31 protein-coding genes are annotated in these 20,523 nt (G+C 58.2%); 22 read left to right on the top strand and 9 right to left on the bottom strand.

Annotated features, from left to right (window positions below; genetic code table 11):
• Window positions 1-135: 135 nt before the first annotated feature.
• Window positions 136-438, top strand: a complete 303-nt coding sequence (locus BQ8794_RS02525; RefSeq protein WP_244554832.1) for a DUF6471 domain-containing protein — start codon at window positions 136-138, stop codon at window positions 436-438.
• A 192-nt stretch (window positions 439-630) separates the two neighbouring features.
• Window positions 631-930, top strand: a complete 300-nt coding sequence (locus BQ8794_RS02520; RefSeq protein WP_077372666.1) for a DUF1236 domain-containing protein — start codon at window positions 631-633, stop codon at window positions 928-930.
• 8 nt (window positions 931-938) lie between these two features.
• Here the strand turns inward: BQ8794_RS02520 and BQ8794_RS35990 are convergent, their stop codons facing one another.
• Window positions 939-1,283, bottom strand: coding sequence for a hypothetical protein (locus BQ8794_RS35990; protein ID WP_210189804.1), 345 nt, complete (start codon window positions 1,281-1,283; stop codon window positions 939-941).
• On the opposite strand from BQ8794_RS35990, the gene BQ8794_RS02515 reads away from it, so the two are divergent.
• Window positions 1,267-2,079: an ATP-dependent DNA ligase gene (locus BQ8794_RS02515; RefSeq protein WP_483189056.1), complete on the top strand. Its 813-nt coding sequence runs from the start codon at window positions 1,267-1,269 to the stop codon at window positions 2,077-2,079. The two genes, BQ8794_RS35990 and BQ8794_RS02515, sit on opposite strands and share 17 nt — an antisense overlap.
• A 714-nt stretch (window positions 2,080-2,793) precedes the next feature.
• Window positions 2,794-2,997 (top strand): hypothetical protein, encoded by a 204-nt coding sequence (locus BQ8794_RS02510; RefSeq protein WP_077372663.1) that lies wholly within the window; start codon window positions 2,794-2,796, stop codon window positions 2,995-2,997.
• Here the strand turns inward: BQ8794_RS02510 and BQ8794_RS35425 are convergent.
• Window positions 2,994-3,215 (bottom strand): DUF5996 family protein, encoded by a 222-nt coding sequence (locus BQ8794_RS35425; RefSeq protein ID WP_077372659.1) that lies wholly within the window; start codon window positions 3,213-3,215, stop codon window positions 2,994-2,996. The two genes, BQ8794_RS02510 and BQ8794_RS35425, sit on opposite strands and share 4 nt — an antisense overlap.
• Window positions 3,216-3,253: 38 nt before the next feature.
• Window positions 3,254-4,156 (bottom strand): Vgb family protein, encoded by a 903-nt coding sequence (locus BQ8794_RS02500; RefSeq protein ID WP_077372657.1) that lies wholly within the window; start codon window positions 4,154-4,156, stop codon window positions 3,254-3,256.
• 550 nt (window positions 4,157-4,706) lie between these two features.
• On the opposite strand from BQ8794_RS02500, the gene BQ8794_RS02495 reads away from it, so the two are divergent.
• Window positions 4,707-5,348, top strand: coding sequence for a peroxiredoxin-like family protein (locus BQ8794_RS02495; protein ID WP_077372654.1), 642 nt, complete (start codon window positions 4,707-4,709; stop codon window positions 5,346-5,348).
• A 296-nt stretch (window positions 5,349-5,644) separates the two neighbouring features.
• On the opposite strand, the gene BQ8794_RS02490 is transcribed toward BQ8794_RS02495, so the two are convergent.
• The 5 genes from BQ8794_RS02490 to BQ8794_RS35920 all read right to left on the bottom strand — a co-directional run bounded on the left by BQ8794_RS02490 (window position 5,645) and on the right by BQ8794_RS35920 (window position 8,765).
• A complete protein-coding gene (locus BQ8794_RS02490) occupies window positions 5,645-5,869 on the bottom strand; it encodes a hypothetical protein (RefSeq protein WP_077372651.1) in 225 nt (74 codons plus the stop codon).
• A 134-nt stretch (window positions 5,870-6,003) separates the two neighbouring features.
• A complete protein-coding gene (locus tag BQ8794_RS02485; protein ID WP_244554831.1) occupies window positions 6,004-6,612 on the bottom strand; it encodes a hypothetical protein in 609 nt (202 codons plus the stop codon).
• Window positions 6,613-6,863: 251 nt separating this feature from the next.
• Window positions 6,864-7,322: a YybH family protein gene (locus BQ8794_RS02475; protein ID WP_167378597.1), complete on the bottom strand. Its 459-nt coding sequence runs from the start codon at window positions 7,320-7,322 to the stop codon at window positions 6,864-6,866.
• A gap of 443 nt (window positions 7,323-7,765) precedes the next feature.
• The gene (locus tag BQ8794_RS35420) at window positions 7,766-8,179 is read right to left on the bottom strand and encodes a hypothetical protein (RefSeq protein WP_167378596.1); all 414 of its coding nucleotides are present in this window, start codon (window positions 8,177-8,179) and stop codon (window positions 7,766-7,768) included.
• A gap of 247 nt (window positions 8,180-8,426) precedes the next feature.
• Complete coding sequence (locus tag BQ8794_RS35920; protein WP_174654352.1) at window positions 8,427-8,765, bottom strand: hypothetical protein; 339 nt, start codon at window positions 8,763-8,765, stop codon at window positions 8,427-8,429.
• Between the two features lie 509 nt (window positions 8,766-9,274).
• On the opposite strand from BQ8794_RS35920, the gene BQ8794_RS02465 reads away from it, so the two are divergent.
• The 17 genes from BQ8794_RS02465 (at window position 9,275) to BQ8794_RS02380 (ending at window position 19,796) form a co-directional block, all read left to right on the top strand.
• Window positions 9,275-10,579: a tyrosine-type recombinase/integrase gene (locus tag BQ8794_RS02465; RefSeq protein ID WP_077372642.1), complete on the top strand. Its 1,305-nt coding sequence runs from the start codon at window positions 9,275-9,277 to the stop codon at window positions 10,577-10,579.
• Window positions 10,576-11,175, top strand: a complete 600-nt coding sequence (locus BQ8794_RS02460; RefSeq protein ID WP_077372639.1) for a hypothetical protein — start codon at window positions 10,576-10,578, stop codon at window positions 11,173-11,175. Before BQ8794_RS02465 ends, BQ8794_RS02460 begins: the two co-directional genes overlap by 4 nt.
• A 58-nt stretch (window positions 11,176-11,233) precedes the next feature.
• Entirely contained in the window at window positions 11,234-11,431 is a 198-nt protein-coding gene (locus BQ8794_RS02455) for a helix-turn-helix transcriptional regulator (protein ID WP_077372636.1), read from the top strand.
• Between the two features lie 111 nt (window positions 11,432-11,542).
• Window positions 11,543-12,046, top strand: a complete 504-nt coding sequence (locus tag BQ8794_RS34360) for a hypothetical protein (RefSeq protein WP_143744440.1) — start codon at window positions 11,543-11,545, stop codon at window positions 12,044-12,046.
• Complete coding sequence (locus BQ8794_RS02440) at window positions 12,043-13,173, top strand: DUF3631 domain-containing protein (protein ID WP_077372627.1); 1,131 nt, start codon at window positions 12,043-12,045, stop codon at window positions 13,171-13,173. The genes BQ8794_RS34360 and BQ8794_RS02440 overlap by 4 nt, the downstream gene beginning before the upstream one ends.
• Window positions 13,174-13,664: 491 nt before the next feature.
• Window positions 13,665-14,168, top strand: a complete 504-nt coding sequence (locus BQ8794_RS34355) for a hypothetical protein (RefSeq protein ID WP_143744439.1) — start codon at window positions 13,665-13,667, stop codon at window positions 14,166-14,168.
• Window positions 14,169-14,251: 83 nt separating this feature from the next.
• The gene (locus BQ8794_RS34350; RefSeq protein ID WP_143744438.1) at window positions 14,252-14,770 is read left to right on the top strand and encodes a hypothetical protein; all 519 of its coding nucleotides are present in this window, start codon (window positions 14,252-14,254) and stop codon (window positions 14,768-14,770) included.
• Window positions 14,771-14,783: 13 nt separating this feature from the next.
• On the top strand, window positions 14,784-15,035 hold the full coding sequence (locus BQ8794_RS35415) for a hypothetical protein (RefSeq protein ID WP_167378595.1): 252 nt from the start codon (window positions 14,784-14,786) through the stop codon (window positions 15,033-15,035).
• Window positions 14,975-15,814, top strand: a complete 840-nt coding sequence (locus BQ8794_RS02415; RefSeq protein WP_143744437.1) for a hypothetical protein — start codon at window positions 14,975-14,977, stop codon at window positions 15,812-15,814. The genes BQ8794_RS35415 and BQ8794_RS02415 overlap by 61 nt, the downstream gene beginning before the upstream one ends.
• Complete coding sequence (locus tag BQ8794_RS02410) at window positions 15,811-16,014, top strand: hypothetical protein (RefSeq protein ID WP_077372610.1); 204 nt, start codon at window positions 15,811-15,813, stop codon at window positions 16,012-16,014. The genes BQ8794_RS02415 and BQ8794_RS02410 overlap by 4 nt, the downstream gene beginning before the upstream one ends.
• On the top strand, window positions 16,014-16,379 hold the full coding sequence (locus tag BQ8794_RS02405; protein WP_077372607.1) for an HNH endonuclease: 366 nt from the start codon (window positions 16,014-16,016) through the stop codon (window positions 16,377-16,379). The genes BQ8794_RS02410 and BQ8794_RS02405 overlap by 1 nt, the downstream gene beginning before the upstream one ends.
• 417 nt (window positions 16,380-16,796) lie before the next feature.
• A complete protein-coding gene (locus BQ8794_RS35410) occupies window positions 16,797-16,943 on the top strand; it encodes a hypothetical protein (RefSeq protein ID WP_167378594.1) in 147 nt (48 codons plus the stop codon).
• A 616-nt stretch (window positions 16,944-17,559) separates the two neighbouring features.
• Window positions 17,560-17,787, top strand: a complete 228-nt coding sequence (locus BQ8794_RS36190; RefSeq protein WP_244554830.1) for a hypothetical protein — start codon at window positions 17,560-17,562, stop codon at window positions 17,785-17,787.
• Window positions 17,788-18,184: 397 nt separating this feature from the next.
• A complete protein-coding gene (locus tag BQ8794_RS02395; protein WP_077372601.1) occupies window positions 18,185-18,403 on the top strand; it encodes a hypothetical protein in 219 nt (72 codons plus the stop codon).
• A gap of 158 nt (window positions 18,404-18,561) precedes the next feature.
• Window positions 18,562-18,912, top strand: coding sequence for a hypothetical protein (locus BQ8794_RS02390; RefSeq protein ID WP_077372597.1), 351 nt, complete (start codon window positions 18,562-18,564; stop codon window positions 18,910-18,912).
• A 311-nt stretch (window positions 18,913-19,223) separates the two neighbouring features.
• Window positions 19,224-19,415, top strand: coding sequence for a hypothetical protein (locus tag BQ8794_RS02385; RefSeq protein WP_342187220.1), 192 nt, complete (start codon window positions 19,224-19,226; stop codon window positions 19,413-19,415).
• 84 nt (window positions 19,416-19,499) lie between these two features.
• The gene (locus BQ8794_RS02380; RefSeq protein WP_244554829.1) at window positions 19,500-19,796 is read left to right on the top strand and encodes a DUF982 domain-containing protein; all 297 of its coding nucleotides are present in this window, start codon (window positions 19,500-19,502) and stop codon (window positions 19,794-19,796) included.
• Window positions 19,797-19,862: 66 nt separating this feature from the next.
• Here BQ8794_RS02380 and BQ8794_RS02375 read toward each other — a convergent pair whose 3' ends face one another.
• Entirely contained in the window at window positions 19,863-20,096 is a 234-nt protein-coding gene (locus tag BQ8794_RS02375; protein ID WP_077372591.1) for a hypothetical protein, read from the bottom strand.
• Window positions 20,097-20,523 lie beyond the last annotated feature (427 nt).

Raw genomic sequence — 20,523 nt, 5'->3', positions numbered from 1 at the left:
CCTTGTCAACGCAGCCATCATCGACAAAATCGAGAAGACGAAACCGCCCTCCGAAACACTTTGAGGCCAGGCCGCATTAGCTTGACGCTCTCCGACATATCAAATCCGATGATGTTGCACATCGGATGTGGGACATTGAATCAGCAGATGCAAGGGGATACATCATCATTTGCGGTGTTTTTCGCAGGAGATATGATGATGTCCGATGATGTTTCCCCCACCGCGTTCTATGAAGAAAAAGCAAAAAACATTCTGAAGGGCGAGTTGAAACGGCGGGGCATAACCTATGCGCTGCTCGCCGAGAAATTGAATGAACGAGGGGCGCACGAGAGCGAGCGCAATCTGGCTAACAAGATAAGCCGGGGTAGCTTCACCGCCGCGTTTTTCATGATGTGCATGGACGTGATCGGCGTCCGGCAAGTCAGCCTAGAAGTTTAGCAGGAGTCCACTGGAGCGCCTGACGGCCAATCGGAACGCATGGCGATGCCGCAATCGTTCTCAAGTATTAATCAAGTTCAGCGGATTCGCGCACTGCCAGGTGGAACAAGAATTGCTCCGCACCGTTCAAGCTAAGCAACCCGTCGCGGCAGCAATGAAGCGCCGCAGTGGAGTTTGCTTGGAGGAGGTAATATGAGAAATCACCTTTCCGCGGCCGCGGCAGGAATCCTTCTGCTCGTTGGTGTCAGCGCCGCCGCCGCCCAGGACGTTATCATCCAGCCCGAGCATGAAACTGTGATCCGGGAATACGTGAAAAAGAAACCGATGGCATCCATCAGCCTTCTCGGCGTGGAGCTCAACATCGGCACAGCTCTGCCCGAGACAGTTGAGCTCTACGAGGTGCCGGACGTTCAGTACCGCTACGTAATCGTCGATGGCCGAACCGTGTTGGTCGACCCATCTACCCGCAAGATTGTGAAGGTCTACGACTGACACGATCTTCAGGCTGACGCCCGCCGTGCTGAAAGGTGCGGCGGGCTTTTTGCGTTCAACTTACAGACTCCAACGGGGTCATGCTCTTCATCGGCATGGTGAAGAACCTGGCCAAGGTCGCGCATGTCGATCGACTGATTGCAGATGGGACATTGCACGAAAGTGCTCGGCTTCAGCTCTCGGCTTCCTGTCGTGCGGCCTTCCCATGTAGCCAGTGGCTTCGCCGGATCTTCATTGACCTGCAACGTTGACGATGCCGGTTTTGTTGCCCGCGCCGTGTATTTCTGGAACCTAATATAACCGGAAGGATTGAATCGCGGTCTGTGAGTGCCGTTCATGCGTTTGAAGTTCATCCCGCCGCTGATCCCGACGTTGGTCGAGAAGCCTCCCGAGGGCGAAGGCTGGATTCACGAAGTCAAGTTTGACGGCTACCGATCGCCGATGATCATTGATGCCGGCGGCGTTCGCATCTGCACGCGGCGCGGCGTTGATTGGACCGCGAAATACCGCGACCTAGCCAAGGCAGCCGGCGAGCTCAAGTTGGAAACCGCCGTCATCGACGGCGAGATCATCGTCACCAATGAAGCCGGCCTGTCGGATTTTGCCGCGCTGCGCAAGGCCATCACCAGGCGCCAGCACGACCTCTATTTCGTCGCCTTCGATCTCCTGCATCTCAACGGCCACGATCTGCGCGACATGCCGCTAGAGGACCGCCGCGAGATCCTGGCCGGCATGATCGATCCCGGAAGCCGCATTCAGTTCAGCGAGGCGTTGCCGGGCGACGCAAAGGCGATCTTCCATCTCGTTGACCAGGCCGGGCTCGAAGGCATGGTTTCGAAGCGCAGGGACAGCAAATATCGCAGCCACGGCTTGGCTGAAGACCAAGGCCTATTCGATCGACGAATTCGAATTGCTTGGCGTCGAGCGCGAGGCAGGCAAGCCGGCATTCGCTCTCATGGCCGAGCGCGGCACCGGACGCTATGTCGGCTCGGCTTTTATCACCTTGAACCAGGATTTGCGCGAACGGCTCTGGAAACGCGTGCAGGAGCATGCAGGAGCCCCGCCCAAGGGCATGAAGCGGCCGGCGACGCAATGGGTCAAGCCGGGCGTGATCGGTCGTGTGAAGCACCTACGGGGCGAGGACGCTAGATATAAGACCAAGAAGGAACAAAAACCAAAAACAGACGATAAGCGACTTATATCGGCGCTAGTCGTTCCGATATACAATGCTGAACACGTCTACACAGGGTCGCATCTCAGCGATCTAAATCTTACAATGACTCCTATAAACGCGAATAGAACACCTGGTGACTACTTAAGGTTGAATGAGCGGCCAAGATACCATTACCTAGAATTTGACGATCAGGTGAGACTTGTATCTCAGATAGCAGACTTCAAGCATTACTTTTCTGTGAACCTCCTTTATCTAGAAAAAATACGTGCTTCCAACTTTGTTTGTCGCATTTCGGAGATCTTTCGCGAAGATATGTCGCTTCGTTTTGCAGCCTACCTTGCACGGATAGGTCTACCGTCAGAACTCCGTGCAAAGAATTCGACCGCGCCTTACGGCTAATTGCCTGACATAGGATGCCATTCACCTGAAGGCCGCCAACGAGGCGGGCCTTTTCATAGGATCCCCCACCATGAACAATTTTGAACGCGCCTCGGCGCGAACGCGAAGCCGTGCTCGAGCATTCCTAATCGGAGCGGGGCAGTAGATGGCACTATCGGGCTACTCCTACAAGAAACCGGGTTACGGAGGCTGGGGCGGCTCTGGTGGAGGCACATCTTCGCCGACGGTTCCGGAAGTGCCTACCGTCCAGACCACCTTACCGACTTCGGCATACGGCCAGACCATCCCGGTTGTTTACGGCAAGGCGCACGACGTCGGTCGCCGGGACTCCACAACGGCTCCGCATCATTTCTGCAGACGGAACGCAGCGCCAGCTGTCGGACCTTCTTGTTGCGCTGATGGAAGGCGGCGGATTCGATGCATCTGAAATAGACACCATCAACATTGACGACGTGATCGACGGCGCCTCTACACCATCACCGGGCTACACCTAATGCCGCTCAAGCGTTTGCCGATCCCACTTCCCGAGATTGGCGGCCGCGTCATAGTTTTCCTGAAGAAAACCCAGGAGGAACTCGTCCGGGTTGGGCGACCGACGAACCGCGTCGCAAGGCAGGATGAACTGCCCAAGGCCCTTGTCGTAGAGGGCCTCAGGCGTGCGCAACGGCGTGTCGCCAAAGCCCGCGGGCTCGCCTGGTTCCGATTCCTGCAAACGACTCTAGGACGGCCGATCTTTTGACACTGGAATCCTCAAATGAAAAAGTCCGATTCAGCGGGTCCGAAGGTGATGAATGTCGGCTCCGAAAGGTGGCCGCTGCCCGCAACGACGAACTCGCCGACGAATGCGCCGGTGGTGCCGTCATACTCCAGCACCGAGTGGCCCAGCTCGCTTGCGACCAAGAGGTTGCCGTTCGAGTTGAACGCCATGCCCTCGGCCTCATTGAGGCCGCCGCTGCCGGCGGTGATGAAGACACCTTCGAAGTCGCCGGTCGTGCCGTCGTAGCGCATGACCTCGCTCGTCGCGGCGCTGCTGAGAAACAAGTCGCCGTCGGGGCCGAAGACCATGCCGGTCGGATCCAAGATGTTGCTCTCCGAACTGGGGACGAACTTGTCGACGAACGAGTTCGTCGCTGGGTCGTAGCGAAGGACCTCGCCGGGTCCTGATTCCGGAGTGCTGGCAACATAGAGCAGGCCATCCGGTCCGAAGACCAGCGCTTCCGGGTCGTCGAGCCCGGCCGCGTTGGCAGGATCGACGACGGCCTCGAAGACGCCGGTATCGCCGTCGAAGCGGAGGATCTGGTTGCCGAGGCCGTCGTCGGTGAGGCCCGCGGCGATGAAAAGGTCGTTGTCTGGTCCGCCAAATGCGATGCCGGCCGGGTCGACGAGGCCGTGGCCGCTGGCGAAGACATCAAGGAAGTTGCCTTTCTCCCCGTCGTAACGAAGCACTTCATCGCTGCGGCTGGCAACGTACAGGTTGCCGTCGGGACCGAAGGCGATGCCTTCGGGTTCGATGAGGCCGCCACCGTTGGCGAACTTTTTCAGAAAGGCGCCGGTCTCGCCGTCGTATGCCATGACGCTCTTCGTGTTGGTGCTGCTAACGAACAGAAAGGTATCGTTGTCCGTGTCCGCAGCGAGTTGCTTCTTCTTGGGCATGTGGACCTCCGTTCACAATGGACGGTAACGGCCGCCTATCTGGTCCTGACAGTCGCCACTGGAAATCGCTACAGCCAAAAGCGCGGTCTTACGTCCCATTTACCACCTTCGTGTCTCATAGAAGGATGGCTTTAATTTGCCCACGCCCGCTCTCCCCGAAGAGAGAATGCCGCCATTCCGGGCCAGAGTCCAGAAGCTGCCCTAGTGGTGAAAGTCTCACACTTGGTACCGGTGGCCGGCAAGAACCGACCCGTTGACGACCCTGGGCGTTGCAGACTTGAACCTCCAAATCGAGGTCGGGAACCTGACCTTCAGCGCAAGAGCATTCGGGAGTGCGCTCGCGTAAGGTAATTCACCACATTTGGCGGCACCCGCAGATGCTTTTTCGTGTTATGATGGGCTTGCAACGCGCGTAATCTCGACCTCGGCAATATGGCAGAGGTCGAAAGCTATTGCCTTGGCACAGGAAGCTTTCGCCCCAGCACTTGATCGCCTCCGAAACGCTGGGTGTGCTGCTTTCCCTGACTGACCCCGGGGCGAGGAGGTGTCCATGTCCACGAGTAGTGTTGACCGCCCGCTGCAGCCGGGCGACCGGGCACCGAATGTTGTGCTCAATGCGATCTCACGCGAAGGCAAGATCGCGCTCGATGATTTTCGAGGCCGTAGCCCGTTGTTGATCGGTTTGTTCCGAGGCCTGCACTGTCCGTTCTGCCGGCGCCATGTCGCGGCGATGGCGCAACTCAAGCCGGCCCTGCGTGAGAAAGGCGTCGAATGCCTGGCTGTGGTCAATACGCCGGTCGAGCGGGCGCGGCTCTATTTCCGTTACCACCCGGCACCCGATCTTCTCGCCGCATCCGACCCGGAGCGAGCCTCGCACCGTGCTTTCGGCTTGCGCGAGGTCGGGATGGACACGGTCATGGCGATACCGTTCCATCTCCCGGGCGAGTTGCCCGAGCCTATGGACGTCATGGCAATGAATGAATTTCTTAACAAGAAGGAAGGATATGAGATTACTGAAGTCGATCAGCAGGCGATGGCTTCCAGCCAGGCGCAGCTTGTCGGTCAGTTCCTAATCGACCGGGCGGGCATCGTACGCTGGAACTTCACTGAAGTTCTGGAGGATGGCCTCAACACCTTCAGAGCGCTGAATCCCGAGGAATTGATGTCGGCAGCTTCCCAAGTTTCACATTAATAGGCTGCGGAAATGGGCTGCTGAAAACTCGCTCGACGGCCACCGTCCTGTGGTGATTCTTTGGATTTAACAATCATCGAAATGCTCAGCGCAGGAGGCTAAGGTCTGCCCGTGGGCTTCGTAGCGATTTCGATTCAACGGTCTGCGGACCGCCCCGACGCTAGAGTGAGCAAGCCGCATAGGCGGGGCGACGTCCGCTCCTTGCCGCAATCACGTCGTTCCGACAGGCGCGCATACGGCAAGTTTCCACCCTGAGCTGCCCTACGCGTCGGGTACCAAGCGTCAGGCTTTCACCACTAGCCGGTCGGTAACGGGTCAACGCGGTGGCACCGGGTCAGCTTTTCCACCGTTTCAATGATGGCTTTGGCCAGCGCTTCGCCCTCGTGGACCGGCTCCGGGCCGTAGAGCAGCACAACGGCTTCTTCGCTCGGCAGCACACCGGCGGGGCAGGTCTGTTCAATAGCCATGCGAACCAGCTTGAGGGCGGCCCAGGCGTTGCGGATGTTCTCTTGGGCTTCCATGCTTCCTCGCTGAGATGGACTGTCTCAGCGTCAAACCGTGAAGGCGAGAGCCCTGTTCCATCAAAGTTTAACGACTGGGAAAGCGCACTGGAAAGCAAGTGCGGTAACAGTTGATTCAACCGTTGCTGGTAATTCTAGAGGAGTGTGGAAGCGGCTCCGACAGTGAGGCGGGGGAGCTGGATTGCCGGAGCCGCCTGCGCAATCCCGGGTTTGGGGTTTGACCGCGCCGTCCTATTCTGGGACAGCGCGGTCAACGATTCGTTAAAATTGGAACTAATTAAGCGCATGCTAATTGAAATCGCGGTTTTGCGAGTCACTGCATGCATTTGAAGTTTCTCCCGCCAATGATGCCTACCTTGGGGCAGAGCGTCGAAGTGGCCGATCTGCTTCCCGTCTTTGTCTTTTATTTCACCCATTTCCTCGCCCCGCTCGATTCTGTCAGCGACCTCTCTGAGCGAGAGCACGGTTTGGGCCACGCATTCTTCCATGAGTGGCAGCTCGACGTTAATCTCGACGGTGAGCGAGATTGCGTGTCCCTCTACTTCCCAGTCATCTGGTATAGTCATTTTTCCTCCCCCTTTGAGGCGCTCGGCTATAGAGGTTTCCCTGCACGCATCCATCGCCCTGGCAATCGCCAACTCAGCCTCGACATTGGCGTTTTCCTTCTGTGTCATGTTATCGGCGGCTACCAGAAGCCGCAATGAGCGCATAATCTCCCCGCGCGCCCAGCCGGCCTTGATCACGCACGCGACAAATCTCCTGAAAAGCCAGGCTCCGTGGCCTCTTGGCAATCGAATTCGCGATCGGGGTATTCGCTCTGTCGTCTTGGCGGGGTAATCATTAGTTGGCTTGCGCGGCGTATTTGGGCATTGCCAATTCGGCACGGTCACCAGCGAGTTTCTCAGACGCGACGAGCGGGACGCTGAAACCGCAAACCCTTATTGAGCTCATCGTCCGGGATATCGAGCCGGTGACCGGGAGTGATTGGGGAACTCTACTTCTTAGTAGGGTTCGTATTCCAAATATCCCGATGCTGTCGCCATTCGCCGTCGGCGCCCTTCTTCCAAACGACAATGTATTTGCCGATTTCCTCACTGGTCTTGCCGTCACTACCGAGAATCTTGATAGAGTAGGTGCCCTCCTCATACGCGAGATTGCCACTCTCCTCGACCTGCGCCGCTTTCAGGGTCAGATCGGTCACTCCTGCATCGATCCAGCTCTGCCACATCTTCTGAACGCTTTCGCGGCCGGCGACCCGCTCTTCGTTAGGAGGAAACGCTACCGCGTCTTCGGTATAGTGTTGAGCCAAGCCTGCCGTATCCTTAGCGGCAAACTTCGCAACAAAGTCCGCATTGTTCGCCTCTATGCTTGATTGGGCTGTCTGGGCACCTGCAGATTCGCCACCGCCGATAACTAGTGCGACGAAACAAAAAGTGGCTAGAAAGTAGCGCATCGAAGTCCTCCCTTTGAATGCCGACCAGCGAAGTCCATGTGCAGATGCAGACAACGAGGGCGAGTAATTGCCGGTTGTCGGACATCGGCGCCCAATGAACGTCTTTACAGCAGACCGCTTGCAGGGCCAATATGCGCTTACGCTAATATAATGACAATCCCAGCCAAGGCTATCCATGGGCCAACTGCCCAAGCGATTGATGATCCACAAGCCGATGAAGATCGGCGGCAAGATCCACTGGGCGCACAGAACGGTTTCGGGGATGATTTGTTGAGCGGCTGACAAGCCCTAGCCGGGGAGCGGCCGGCGCCTGCTTGGGGGGGCGTTGGGGTAGATTGCCTGACGGGCGCCGGCCTAGCGGATTGGGGTCCGCCGCACGAAGAATCTAGCAGAGCTTGCGACCGTGGATATGGCGTGATCGCGGAAGGTGCAGTGCTTCCAATTTAGCCCGCCAGGGCCATGCCGACGGCGATCCCTATGCCCATTGCCAGGCCTGTGGCGAGTTTACCGCCGATATCCAATTCTGGTAGGCGGGAACGATCCGGTCCGCCATGAGTTAGTGAATCATGATGAACACCATGGAACCCCACGGACGCGCGATGGCGGATGCCAGGGAGCGCATCAACCGGACCAAGCTCGCGCTTGAGCGCACAGAGGAATTGCTGGCCGAGAATACCGCGCTTTGCAGCAGGATACGCGCGCGACGGTGTCTGGTCGAGGCCGCATACCGCTTGGTGCAGTTCGATCCCGCCAGCGATGCGGCGCTCATTGGGCGTCTCCCCATTCCAGACGGGCCACGATGATATCGGCGGCAGCCTCTTTTGCGTCTTCGATAGAACAATGAATTGATTTTGCACGCCACCGAACTTTTCGAAGACCTGAAGTTCGTACCTCTCGGCAAGCCGCGGCGCGGGCTAGCCTGCGCCAGTCGAGCGATCGCGGTCCAAGCCCCATGCGTTTCCTGCTGACGCATGGATTCCATTGTTGCGCAGTCGGATCCCATGCACTCGGCAGCATAAACTGCCGACTCAAAATCTGCGCCTTTCCAATCCATTCCAAGGCACTTGGGCATACCGCGTCGCCTGAACCGCCTCGCACCGCAACCTAGAAACCTCGCTTCGGCGAGGTTTTTCGTTGAGGGAAGCGTTGCGGAGAAACTGAAGGGTAATGCGCCAGTTCCTTAAAAGGACCAGCCTCGGCTGCCAGTTCTGAAGAAGACGACGGTAGGCCAACCTCACCGAGCCACTCGTCGTAGTGATGGTTTAAGGCGAACAACAACTCGTCTGGCTTGTTGATACCGCTTTGGAATAACTCGATAATTTGACGGCCAAGACGCCTCCTGGCCGGATCGCCAACTGCTATCCCGGCCTGATGGCAATAATCGTCCACCACCGCGGCAAGCATTGAAAGCTGCGCTGGATCCGTTGCGCGGTTGAAGGTCATATCGCTTCTCCCATTGTTTTGGGCGAAAGCGTGGTGATCTCTTCCAATCGACGGCTTGCCGTTAATGTGCGGGCGACTTCCGTTATATAGTGTGTCGGTTTGGTACATACGAGTCGCAGCGTCAATCTAACACAACGTCAGGTTGCGGCAACCGCGAATGATGGTCAACATCTGCCGCGTCCACCAGCCCGCTTGCGCGCGGGCTTTTTGTTGCGCGGTCCAAAAGCGGGGAGGGAAAGCGGGGAAGCTGGTTTGTGATATCGGGAATATCTAGGAATAACAACACACTAAGCGCGCAAAGTGGCTCCCCGGGCCGGATTCGAACCAGCGACCAACCGGTTAACAGCAGTTTGGGCTTGCCTCTCATGGTGTAACATACCGGTTCATCCAGTAACAGAATCCCTTGTATTCCTTGACTTTCTCCGCATCGGCTATATCGTGGCGATACATGGGGCAACATCAAAGCACATCGCTTCTGTTGCCCCAGTGTTGCCCCGGGGGAGAGTTGAATGGCAAGGGAAGTGCTCACCGATCGTCGGTTGAAGGCCTTGAAGCCGGCCGAGGCAGGGAAGCGATACGAGATCATGGATGCCATCGTCCCAGGTCTCGGAATCCGGGTGACTGACAAGGGGCAGCAGACATTCATGCTGCAGGCGCGGTTTCCCGGAAGCTCTAACCCAACGCGGCGCGCGATCGGCGAATACGGTGTCGTTACTTTGGAGGAGGCTAGGGAGACAGCGAGGGCCTGGCACAAGCTAATAGGCAGGGGGATCGATCCCAAGGAAGAGGAGCAGCGTCAGCGGGCTCAGGAGAAGCAAAAGCGGGCCAATACCCTTTCGTTCGTCGCCGAAGACTTCATTGCTGAAAAGCTCTCCGGGGAGCGCAAAGGGAATGAAGTCGCCAGCAACATAAGGACCGAATTTCTACCCGCATGGGGACCGACGACGCCTATTACCGATATTTCGGATCTCGACATCTTGGCGCTCATAAAAGCCAAGAAGCGGACAGCGCCTGCTCAGGCGAGAAACCTACTCGGTATCGCGAAGCGTTTCTTCGCCTGGGTGGTAGACCAGCGCACCTATGGCCTGTCGTCGTCGCCAGCCGAGCATTTGAGGCCATCAAAGATCATCGGCGAGAAGCCGACTGCCGACCGCGTCCTTAAAGACGATGAGCTATTCGCACTGTGGCGCGCGGCCGATCGTATCGGCTACCCGTGCGGACCGGCCTATAAGCTGCTGTTGCTATCAGCGCTTCGGCTGAACGAGGTTGCCGATGCGTCGTGGACGGAATTCGATACGGGCAACCTCATCTGGACGATCCCGGCATCCCGCATGAAGGGGAGGGAAGGTAAGGCTAGGGCGCACGCAGTCCCGCTCACCGACGACATCATCGCATTGCTCGCGGCTCTGCCGCGCTTCACTGGCAAGGACTCGGGCAAACATCTCTTTTCAACCACGCAGGGCGTGAAACCGGTGTGGATGTCGGACAAGGTCAAGAAGCGCATCGATGCTAGGATGCTTCGCACGCTGCGGGCGTTGGCGCGCAGGCGCGGCGACGACACCGTCTCTCTGCCCGGGTGGACCAACCACGACATCCGCAGAACCGTGCGAAGCAATCTTTCGCGGCTCCGTATCACCGAAGAAGCTCGTGAAGCCCTGCTGGCTCACGTGCGCCCGGGCATAAAGGGCACCTATGATCTTCATGACTATTTCGATGAGAAGAAAGAGGCTTTGGAACTCTGGGCCGCTCGGCTGGCCGGGATCGTAAAGCCGCAAGCTTCCAACGTGGTCAAGCTGCGGAGGGCAGGGCAGTGACCATCAGCATCATCCGATACTTCTCGGACAAGATATTGATGCGCGTCGACTTCCTTGAGGATCTTCTGGCCCGCCGAGGCGATGCGATTTACGGCGAAGTTGAGAGGTTGGCAGCCAAGAAGACCGACCCGGTTTGGGCCAAGTTCCTTCGCGAAACGGCCGCTCCCTCATCGATCCTGTCTCACCTTCGAAAAGTTCGTGATTTGCTCGACCGCGCGGACTTGGTGGAAGCCGATATGGAGTTGGAGCGGTTGAACAACAATCTCGCCGCCGTAGAGCAGATAAACCAGCAGCCATATTTCCGTGCAAAGTCGGGCGGCCATAAAGGCGGCTTGGCAGACAAAACACGGAAGTGGGCTAAGTTGCTTGCGGCAGAAATTTACGGTCCCGGCAAAAAGGAAACCTCGTGGCTTTCCATTCCTGATAGCTTTGAAGATGAACGGATCATTGAGACGACCGAGCGCGATTACCTGTTCTATCGCGACGGTGACCGAGTGGTCTGCAAGGACGCGAACACCGGCGCCGAAATTGACTCAATGTCGAAGGCGAACTTTCTTGGGCGCTACCTGACGCAGAAAAGCGTGAAAGGGGCTTAGTGTTCGAAGCGGTGTGAAATCTCTCCTCGTGTGACTTCACGTTGCACGAGGAACAACCATGAAACTGTTGTCAACGGCCGACCTGAAGCCCGTCAAGGGTATCCGGTACAGCCGCGTTCACATCAACCGGCTCGTCAAAGCCGGTCTTTTCCCCAAGCCGGTAAAGATAGGTCCCAACTGCAGCGGTTTCGTTGAGGAAGAAATCGACGCTTGGCTGCAGGCAAAGATCGAAGAGCGCGATCAGGAGGCCGCATAAATGGTGCTCCCCAACGTCATCGCCAGCGCAGTTATCGTTTTCGTGGCCGCCATTCTTTTGGGGGTATTCGCATGAGAGCCGGCGACTTCAACCCTACCGCCGAGCAGATTGATGCTGTTCACGAATGGCATCAGCGCCGACCCGAAAACCGGGTTCGACGCGCGTTGGTTCCCGTCTTGCAAAGCCTGTTTGACATTAGCGCAGTCCAAGCCGTGCAGATCAGTACGGCTGCGAATACGGGAGGCGCCGATGCAGCGTCCTCCTGAAATCGAGAGGCCGGCCACGCCATTGGCGCGAACCGGCCCCGAAATGTCTAGCTTGGCAGCAACAGACAGACCGGAAAATAACCCAAGCCTCTCCGTTGAACAAGCGGTTCCCGGCGACGTTGTGGCGGCAGTGCGCGTGGCCCGCACCAGCCTGGTGAGCGCGCAGTTTCGCCTCGATGACCACGGCTATCACTGCCGGCTGCTAGACGGGCTGAACGACGGCGCCGCAACCTTGCTGGCCGAGTGGGCAGGCAGGCGGCGGCCCAGCATCGCCGAGGAGTTGTCTCCCTACGTCATCAAGGCCGCGATCGAATGGCGCCAGGCTAGGGCCAAGAGGTGGCGTCCATGATCGAGGAAGATGATTACGCCGCCGTCTTGCTCGACGAGATCTACAACTTTGTCGGCCGCTTCGTTGCCTATCCATCGGAGGCAGCGCACGTCGCGCACGTCCTATGGATCGCCCACACCCACATGATGGCGGCATGGGAATCAACGCCTCGGATCGCGTTTCTATCGCCGGAACCGGGATCTGGAAAAACGCGCGCCTTGGAGATTTCCGAACTGCTGGTTCCCAGGCCAGTTGAGGCCGTGAACGTCACGCCAGCGTATTTGTTTCGCAAGGTGGCAGACGAGGCCGGCGCGCCGACAATCCTTTTCGACGAGATCGACACCATCTTCGGACCGAAGGCCAAGGACAACGAGGAGATCAGAGGCCTTCTCAACGCTGGCCACCGCCGCGGTGCATCCGCTGGCCGCTGTGTTGTCCGAGGCAAGATCATCGAGACCGAAGAAATTCCGGCCTACTGCGCGGTGGCCCTGGCTGGTCTCGGCGATCTGCCCGATACGATCCTAACGCGATCGGTGATCATCAGGATGCGCCGACGGTCCCCTGATGAGACCGTCGAACCGTATCGCCGCCGCGTTCATAGGCCCGAAGGCGAGCTGGTTCATAAGCGCCTGGCAGGCTGGGCCGAGTTCATCGCCGCCGATATCGGGGAAGCGTGGCCCGAGATGCCATTTGGCATCAAGGATCGTGACGCGGACGTCTGGGAGCCGCTTCTTGCGGTCGCCGATGCCGCCGGCGGAAACTGGCCGGGTCGCGCCCGTGTTGCGCTTGTTGCGCTTGTTGCGCTCTCTAAGGAGAGCACACCCAGCCTAGGCGTTCGACTGCTCTCCGACATCAAGACAGTCTTCAGTGACAACGACGTGTTGGCTACCGAATCCATCTTGCTCCGACTCTGTAACCTTGATGAATCTCCATGGTCTGACATCAGAGGCAAACCTATCGATGACAGGCACTTGGCACAGAAGCTACGTCCATACGGTATTAAGCCGAAGGTGGTCAGGATCGGTACAGCTACACCACGCGGCTATCATCGAACAGATTTCATAGACGCCTGGAAACGCTACCTCTCTCCGCCTCCCCAAGAGAGCGCAACATACGCAACAAGCGCAACAGCCGAGGCGGCCGAATGAAATCCGCCCAGAAAGCTTTCATTTCAGAAATTTCCACAGAAAGAAGCAGCCCGGGGACGGCGGCCATACTGAGCCAGCCGGTCCATGGGCGCGTTTGCTTCAGCCAACCTGGCCAGCGCTTCTTCGACTTTTTGAGCCGACGCGTCTGTGCGCTTGATGTGCCGGACAACTTGCCGCCTCAGCTTCGCGAGCATTTCGGCGCGATATACGTCCCCGTATCTCGCAGTTTCAAGGTGAAGGGTCGCAAGCCTCATGGGCGACGATTCCAATTAGCTGGCACTAGAATTCGCGAATCCGACTTTCGTTCCGTTGTCCGACCTTTCGCTGTCTGGCCAGAGGGCCGCGACGAATGATCGTCCTACATATTGCTACACGGACGGATCGGCGGTTTCGGCTTGTACGGAAGTGTTTGGCGCCTAAGAGGAACGTCGGCGAGCGACGTTCGGATCGGCTTGACGGCACCAGTGGTTTGAGCGGCCGCCACATGCCTGGTGAGCAGCGCCGCCGACATTTTGGCGAGCTTCGATTTCAAATCCAACAAGGACTCCTCCCGAGAGACCTACTCCAGCAATTCGTTTCTACCACAGGTGGCGCCGCGCTCGCATTTAAATTTGCTAACTCAGGAACGATGTCAGTGCGCGGGATCGATCCTCATGAGGTGCGCTTTGGCGTCGCCCTGGTCGGTCGTCATGGGTGAGCGGAACAATCTCGCCAGCACAATGCGCGCCATGGCCACGAGCCTGGAGCGCTCGCCACTCGACGCGAAGATCGACGTCGTCGAGACGGCTTGCCTGAAGCGCGGAATCCCCGTGACGGCCGACGCCTATGTCCGACAGGTTGATGCCGCCGCCTTGTTGGGTCTCTCGCCGTTCACGCTTCGAAACCAGCGTCTCAATGGCGGTGTTGCAATCGCTTCCCGGCTTAACGGCCGAATCGTCGAGTACGCCATCGCCGGCATCGCTGCGGCTCTGCTGGCCCGAGAAAAGTGCGTTTGACCGTACCGCGGCGAACCGTACCGAACTAGCCCGCCAGCGTCTCCAGTGGGAGAATCAGACAACCAAATCAGGAGCCCGGCCACATGCTTGCCCGCCTATCCAAGCCCGCCACGACCGACTTTGAGAAATTACTCGTCGTGCCTCAGAGGCCGGCGGCCATCGCCGAAGCGGAGGAAGATCTTCGAAAGGCTATTGCCGCCCGTGAGGCCGGGCAGGAGCAGCACGTCGCAGCAGGCCGGCGTCTGGCAGCGCAGCAGCTTGGACGAGTGCCGGAAATCACCGCTGCCGAGGTCGAAGCAATTGGCGTTTCGCTGGCGCCGCTGTTCGAAACCGAGGCAGCAGCCAGAGCCCGCCGCGACGATGTAGTTCGGGAGTTCGAGGAAAGCATCGGACCATCCCTTTCCGGGCCATTGCAGCAATACCGGCAGGCTGTCGGCCAAGCGATCAGCGATCTTGAGGAATTGCTCGCCCAAGGCACCGCGTTCCACGCCAAGGCACGGGCCGCGGGCTTCAATCTCGGCAGCGTCGACAAGCTTCCGGGCGTCTGCGGGCACTTGCAGGAGCGCCTGAATCTCGTCCGCACGGTTTTTGACCGGACCTAGGGGACCCGCCGCCATGATGAACAGAACGATGAAGATGAACCAAAAGGCCGGGCACCGCGTCGGGCTTTATGGCCAGCCGATCGACACCAAGACCATCAGGGTCATCAAGACTCGCGAGAGCGACACCGAACGTCGCGCGAGGTGGAAGGCGGAGGACTTGCGGCACATCCGCAGGCTGGAGTCGACTGGCCTGTCGGAAGCGAATTGCAGCGCCTTGCGGCTTATGAAGCAAAATTACCGGCGCAAGTACGGAGAGCGCGTGTGAACGCGACTAAGCGAACTAAGCCGGTCAAAGTCATCAAGCCAATTGTCGTTGACCAGCGCGCCGCTGATCTCGCCGAGATCGACCGGGAGATCGATCGCATCGAGGGGCAGATCAAGGAGAAGCTTGCGGCCTTCAATGCTGACAAGGAAAAGCACGTTCTCGACCAATCGCAGGAAAAGCAGGACAGGCTCCTAGCCCAAGTCCGGACTCTGCGCGGCCATGTCGATGGCCTGCACAAGAAGCGTTTTGCCGTCGAACTGGGCGATGACCTCGCAGAGCCGAAGCCGGCGGCAGGAGCCGCGCCTGCCAAGCAGAATCGGGCATGGGACCTCAAGCCAGTACAGGAGCCAAGGTATCCTGACCTACCCAGGACCGAGGAAAACCAGAAGACGTTCACCGAGACCTACGAGCGCTTCACGAATTACATCATCTACCAGAAATTCCTGGGCCTGAAGACTGCCAGCTGCCATCCCGACTCGGTGGCCCACCTCGAAGTCGTCGCGATAGTAGCTGCCATGGCTGAGGCCGGCGAATACTGGAATGCCCTTCGTTGCGTGGCCATCGAGAAGCGTCTGGCCGAGATCGAGAGCAGAGCGACCCTGTCCTACAAGGGCGTGTGGGACCGAGATGTCGCTTACCGTCATGGCGATGTGTGCACCCATCAAGGCAGCAGTTGGCATTGCGAACTTGACCACGCTCAGGGGCTGCAGCCGGGAGAAGGAATCGGCTGGAAATTGATGGTGAAAAAGGGACGTGACGGCAAGGACGCAAGGCCATGAAGCCCGCCACCACGCCAAAAGCCGTGACCAACACCGTATCCTTCACACGCGACCAGATGGTGATGATCACCGAGAAGGCGGTGTTCGCCTTCTATCGCAGGTTTGAGCGACGGCCGACCGAACAGGAGCAGGCCGCGCTTGTGTCCTGCCTCACCCGATACTTCCTCGCCCCTGATGCGCCATCGAACAGGCTGCAGTGATGGCCAAGCTCTCAAACCTCCGGCCACTGCTCGGCGCCATGCCTGCGCGTCTCGGCACGCCAGGCCCCACCAATGAGCGGGAGCGATCAGCGCTTCGTTCAAAGACCGAGCCGTCTTTCAAATGGTACAACAGCGCGCGGTGGAAGAAGCTGCGCATGTCGGTGCTGGTCCGCGACCGTTTCACCTGTCGCATGTGCAAGCGGATCGAGCCTAACACCGCGAACCTCGTCGCCGATCACGTCATCCCCCATCGAAACGACCCGGTGGAGTTCTGGGAGGGCAAGCTGCAGACGCTTTGCCGCACCTGCCACAGCACCGCCAAGCAGAAGGCAGAAAGCTCGATGCCGAAGGGGGTTTGGTATTGATGGGCCAGGCGCGCCAAAGCCCCTGGGGGGGCGGTCAAGACCAATTCTGGTCTTCTTTTCCCATAGCCGCCCCCCTCCCACTCACGGATTTTTTTCATGCGCGCGAACATTTTCGGCCTCGAGCTAGGTTTTTGCACTCCGAGCCAAGGTTTTTACACTCCGTGGATGCACAGCCGGGCGGCCTCATGCTGATCGCCGGCTGTGCCTGCCGCTACCGCGTTTGCACCAACGAGAGTTTCGTGGTCGCGCCCGGCGCCTTCTCAGGGCTGTGCACGCTATAATTCAGACGCTGGCTTTACAGTGCCTACCGCGGCGTTTCCGCGTTCCTAACCGGCGATATAGCCATTCCAAGCTAAAACTTGCAGTTCATCCCGACATAATGCAAATATCCTGCGTCACTTCCATCGGAGACGCAGAATGCTTGCGCGGGAAGGCTGGAGCCGTGGATCTACCTCCGACATCGATCCGCGGGTTGCCGCGCTCTGTGGCGAGTTCAACGTCGAGATCATTGCCAAGAACCGATATCCGAAGGAAGGCCGTGCTTCACGTTGGTATGATCAATGATCGAGTGAGGGAAGTTGTAAGAGGGGATCGAGACGCTGACGCGGTCCTCAGTGACCCGCCTGCGGACGTGGCCGTGATCGCCACCAGGTCTCCAATCCCAATTCCCCGCGCCATGCCATGAGTCTGGGGCGGGCGGGATCTTAGTCAAGCGACAGCTAATATTCTTCAGTAGGTAAGTTCATGCGGTGCCGCCAACGCCGCCCGCCAGAGGCCATGAAGCAACGACCAGCAAACGCAGTGGGTGAAGCCGGGCATCAAAGCCCGCGTCAGGCGAGCCGCTTCTTTTGCGCACGAGGCTGAATCAGCGGCAAGTCTTTTTCTGTCGCCAATCTTGTCCGGTCTGGACAGTATATGACGCGACGCTAATTTAATGCCAATGGCACGTTTTCTGTTGAGCCTCGTTTCGATTTTATTTTGCTGCACGCTTCTCCAAGCGCAAGCGTGGCAGCTTTTCGGAGTCAGGCAGTTTGGCTTCATATTCGATGTTCCCCCTGGCTTTGTCCTGACGCAGCGTTCGGACCAGGGCGCGGAATTTCGGGGCGAAAACGAAGCCGTTCTTACCGTGTGGGGCGCAAGGCTCGGCGAGCACAGTTTTCGCGCCGAGATCGAGAACCGCATGGTCGAGGATGAAAAGGAGGGCTGGAAACTGACCTATAAGCGCGTCACGCCGAGATGGGCCAGCTACTCGGGTATCAAGAACGAAAAGATCCGATATGTCCGCGCCATTGCGGTCTGCAACGATCGTGCCGCGCTCTTTGTCATAAATTACAGCAGCGATGAAAAAATCCCGTACGATCCGATTGTGGTGCGAATGGTGCGATCCCTGAAGGCGGAAGGTTGCTGAGAACCGTTAAACAGTCCATCCATCTCAAACTCGCCATGGCGCTTTCCGCCGTTGCTTCGAAGACTGATCGTCAGCCGGTCCAACGCCATCCTTCTTCACAGTCATTCCAGACTACGAAGGCCAGCAGCGGGCGCGCAACCGCGACTGGAAACCGACTTTCGAACGAAGGGGCTGAAAGTGGCCGGCGCCGCAGGCACAAGGGGGCCGCCAGGACGCGCGAGCCGCTTCGGCGGCGTAGGACAGCGGCCGGCGAAAACGTGCGCTGGCGGGGCTATCTGCGGACTCGCGAATTGCGCAATAGAGCGTACAATCCCCAAGTCGCCCGTACCGAATAGCGGCATTGCGGGCGCTTGGAAGATGACAGCGCTTCCGCCCCATCTGAGCGGGAGGGTGTGCCATGCGAGAATTGCCGTCCAACGTCGATGCAAAAGCCGTGATTGAAGTCGGCCGTTACCTGGATGATCACGCAAAAACTACAGCAGTTTCGATATCCGAAGCGCTCCGCGTAATCAGGCGCCGCATCAACGGTTTGCCGATTAGCGACAGTGGGCTGGAGGAGCTGATTTTAGGAAGCGCCGCAACCAGACATCTGGCCATCCTGTTGGACAACCACTAGCGGTTGGATGGCGAAGGGCTGGACGTTCCAATCTCTGATCGACGCGAAGATGACGGTGACGGCGCACTGCCATCATGCGCCGTCACCACCGTGACACGCTCGATCTGGTAAAGCTGCGCGATCGGTTCGGCCCTGCGCCATGGCGAGGCAAAGCTAGAATGAATGCCCTAGAAACTTGGAACATAAGGCGGCAGAAAACATTGCTGGCCATGGACAAGAACGATGGCGACAATCTTCCTGAGGGGTTTCCGGGCAACCTGCCCGAGGATCCAGTGATCCTAGCCGATATCACGAAAAGAATTTCGAGAGAGATCGACGGTAAGATTGGGCCGGACGGTTTGGCGTTCACGGAGGCCAGGCGGGATCGCAATCTGGTTGAGGAATGGGAAGAAGCTGACCCCGCCCTCGACAGCCAGCCGTTCGTGGTTCCGTTGTTTCTGGTTCTGTATGCGCTCTCAATGTTGGGCTTGGCAGCGTACGCCCTCGCTAGTTGGTATCTTCCATCATGAGGCGCGAGTAGCCGACATCGTCGGCGACGGCGATGGCGGCAAGGCGGCGTTTGGCGCGTTCATCGGCCATTTAGATGATGCCTTAGGGCCAGTTTCCGCCGATGGTATTTGTGCCATGCCACGATGTCCATTGGTGCTTTGGGCCCCATTCCGAACATTGCTCAGGGACCGACACAGGTTTGCGATGGGGTCATCAGTGCTGGTTTCAGCGAGGTCTCGCCCGCGGTCCGAAAGGTGCTGCGGGAAGCCATCAAGGGAGGAATGTTATCATAATGTCGAACCGTGAGATTGGAGCGTCCCAGGCGCTGCGGATGCGCGTGGCCGACCTCAGCGAGAGGATGCGCGGGGCCCGGATTACCGATAATGAACTGAAGACCTTTCGAAAGGTCGCAGCCGTCATGGAGGACGGCAAGGGCAGAATCCCTGCCGATGATTTGATTGCCGTATCCTTTGTCGTCGAGGCGCTGGACAACCAACCCGGCTTCAATCTCTCCAGAAAGTGACGCGCTGCAATGTCCCTCTCTCTCAACCTATTCTCCCCGTCCCATTTGCCGGCCAATGATAATTCAGAGGTAGGAGAGGTAGCCATGGCTGGCGATCCAACCGTTCTTAACTCAGGCGAAAATAGCGGCGGCATCCTCATGGGTATCCATTGGTTTCACCCTCCGATCTACATCGGAACCGACCGACCTGGGTTCACCTACGTATGTACCAATGTCGAGGGTGCCGCGGCGGAACTCATGAAGTGGACCAAGCGGGGACCTAAGTGGAAGGCGGCGGTCGATGTCTGCCTGGACCTCATTGAAGGCAAGCGCACGCCCGACGACGTAAGGAAGGCCTTCGAGGCTGCTGCCGAGGAGGAAGGGTTGCTACGCTCCTCATGATGAGGCCGGCATTCCGCTTGCTATACGCGTCATCTATGATCGGCCAGAACGACCAAAGAAACCATTCTAACGCTTGCGGCCAGGAGCAGAGATGCGTTTCTTGCTGCCCCATCCATGTCCGGGACGTGCGCCATGCGATGCGGCAATAGCTTGCGAGTTCAAGCTCGTGCCAAGCAATAGAGCAATGGATGGAGGAGTTACAACAGCAAAACGCCCGGCATTCTTTAGAAATTCCCGGCGTGCCTGTTCTTCCGGGACAAGTTTATCTGTCTTTACTTTGGAAGACTTCCCGCTCTTCATCGAAATTACTCCCTGCCGGTGAATAACAACTCTGACGCCATAGCCTGACACGCCATAGCCTGACATATGCGTTTCGTGAAGACAACGCGCCATCAAGGTACAATTCAGGAAATTAAGTATTACTACACTTTTGACCCGAGATCGCCGTCAAGGAGGATGCTAGTGGCGCGGCGTCCAAAGTCGACCGGACTCCGTCGGCCGAAGCCATCGCCTATTGGTTCTACCTCGGCTCAGGTCGGCCGCTACCGTGCGATTTTTCTAGGGGACGGCCCGATAGCAGTTCGGGGTGACTATCGGGCCGCCGCGCCTAGCCAGCGCGGGGGCGTGGGGCCGTTTAGTTTCGCCGGCTGGGGCGAATTATATGCCATTTCATGCATCATTGCTAATTTAGGAAATTGTTTTTGTTCGTTCTCCTAGCCATCAAATC

It is taken from the genome of Mesorhizobium prunaredense (assembly GCF_900156895.1).
In the GTDB taxonomy this organism is placed as follows: Bacteria; Pseudomonadota; Alphaproteobacteria; order Rhizobiales; family Rhizobiaceae; genus Mesorhizobium; species Mesorhizobium prunaredense.
Note: the sequence above shows the minus strand (reverse complement) of the source record. Positions and strands in the feature narration are given on the sequence as shown.

Bases quoted from the DNA above. Each gene is read 5' to 3' on its own strand.
- BQ8794_RS02520 (WP_077372666.1), top strand. From the start codon at position 631: ATGAGAAATCACCTTTCCGCGGCCGCGGCAGGAATCCTTCTGCTCGTT.
- BQ8794_RS02515 (WP_483189056.1), top strand. From the start codon at position 1,267: ATGCGTTTGAAGTTCATCCCGCCGCTGATCCCGACGTTGGTCGAGAAG.
- BQ8794_RS35990 (WP_210189804.1), bottom strand. From the start codon at position 1,283: ATGAACTTCAAACGCATGAACGGCACTCACAGACCGCGATTCAATCCT.
- BQ8794_RS02500 (WP_077372657.1), bottom strand. From the start codon at position 4,156: ATGCCCAAGAAGAAGCAACTCGCTGCGGACACGGACAACGATACCTTT.
- BQ8794_RS02495 (WP_077372654.1), top strand. From the start codon at position 4,707: ATGTCCACGAGTAGTGTTGACCGCCCGCTGCAGCCGGGCGACCGGGCA.
- BQ8794_RS02490 (WP_077372651.1), bottom strand. From the start codon at position 5,869: ATGGAAGCCCAAGAGAACATCCGCAACGCCTGGGCCGCCCTCAAGCTG.
- BQ8794_RS02475 (WP_167378597.1), bottom strand. From the start codon at position 7,322: ATGCGCTACTTTCTAGCCACTTTTTGTTTCGTCGCACTAGTTATCGGC.
- BQ8794_RS35920 (WP_174654352.1), bottom strand. From the start codon at position 8,765: ATGACCTTCAACCGCGCAACGGATCCAGCGCAGCTTTCAATGCTTGCC.
- BQ8794_RS02465 (WP_077372642.1), top strand. From the start codon at position 9,275: ATGGCAAGGGAAGTGCTCACCGATCGTCGGTTGAAGGCCTTGAAGCCG.
- BQ8794_RS02455 (WP_077372636.1), top strand. From the start codon at position 11,234: ATGAAACTGTTGTCAACGGCCGACCTGAAGCCCGTCAAGGGTATCCGG.
- BQ8794_RS34360 (WP_143744440.1), top strand. From the start codon at position 11,543: ATGCTGTTCACGAATGGCATCAGCGCCGACCCGAAAACCGGGTTCGAC.
- BQ8794_RS02440 (WP_077372627.1), top strand. From the start codon at position 12,043: ATGATCGAGGAAGATGATTACGCCGCCGTCTTGCTCGACGAGATCTAC.
- BQ8794_RS34350 (WP_143744438.1), top strand. From the start codon at position 14,252: ATGCTTGCCCGCCTATCCAAGCCCGCCACGACCGACTTTGAGAAATTA.
- BQ8794_RS35415 (WP_167378595.1), top strand. From the start codon at position 14,784: ATGATGAACAGAACGATGAAGATGAACCAAAAGGCCGGGCACCGCGTC.
- BQ8794_RS02410 (WP_077372610.1), top strand. From the start codon at position 15,811: ATGAAGCCCGCCACCACGCCAAAAGCCGTGACCAACACCGTATCCTTC.
- BQ8794_RS02405 (WP_077372607.1), top strand. From the start codon at position 16,014: ATGGCCAAGCTCTCAAACCTCCGGCCACTGCTCGGCGCCATGCCTGCG.
- BQ8794_RS35410 (WP_167378594.1), top strand. From the start codon at position 16,797: ATGCTTGCGCGGGAAGGCTGGAGCCGTGGATCTACCTCCGACATCGAT.
- BQ8794_RS36190 (WP_244554830.1), top strand. From the start codon at position 17,560: ATGGTCGAGGATGAAAAGGAGGGCTGGAAACTGACCTATAAGCGCGTC.
- BQ8794_RS02395 (WP_077372601.1), top strand. From the start codon at position 18,185: ATGCGAGAATTGCCGTCCAACGTCGATGCAAAAGCCGTGATTGAAGTC.
- BQ8794_RS02390 (WP_077372597.1), top strand. From the start codon at position 18,562: ATGAATGCCCTAGAAACTTGGAACATAAGGCGGCAGAAAACATTGCTG.
- BQ8794_RS02385 (WP_342187220.1), top strand. From the start codon at position 19,224: ATGCGCGTGGCCGACCTCAGCGAGAGGATGCGCGGGGCCCGGATTACC.
- BQ8794_RS02380 (WP_244554829.1), top strand. From the start codon at position 19,500: ATGGCTGGCGATCCAACCGTTCTTAACTCAGGCGAAAATAGCGGCGGC.
- BQ8794_RS02375 (WP_077372591.1), bottom strand. From the start codon at position 20,096: ATGAAGAGCGGGAAGTCTTCCAAAGTAAAGACAGATAAACTTGTCCCG.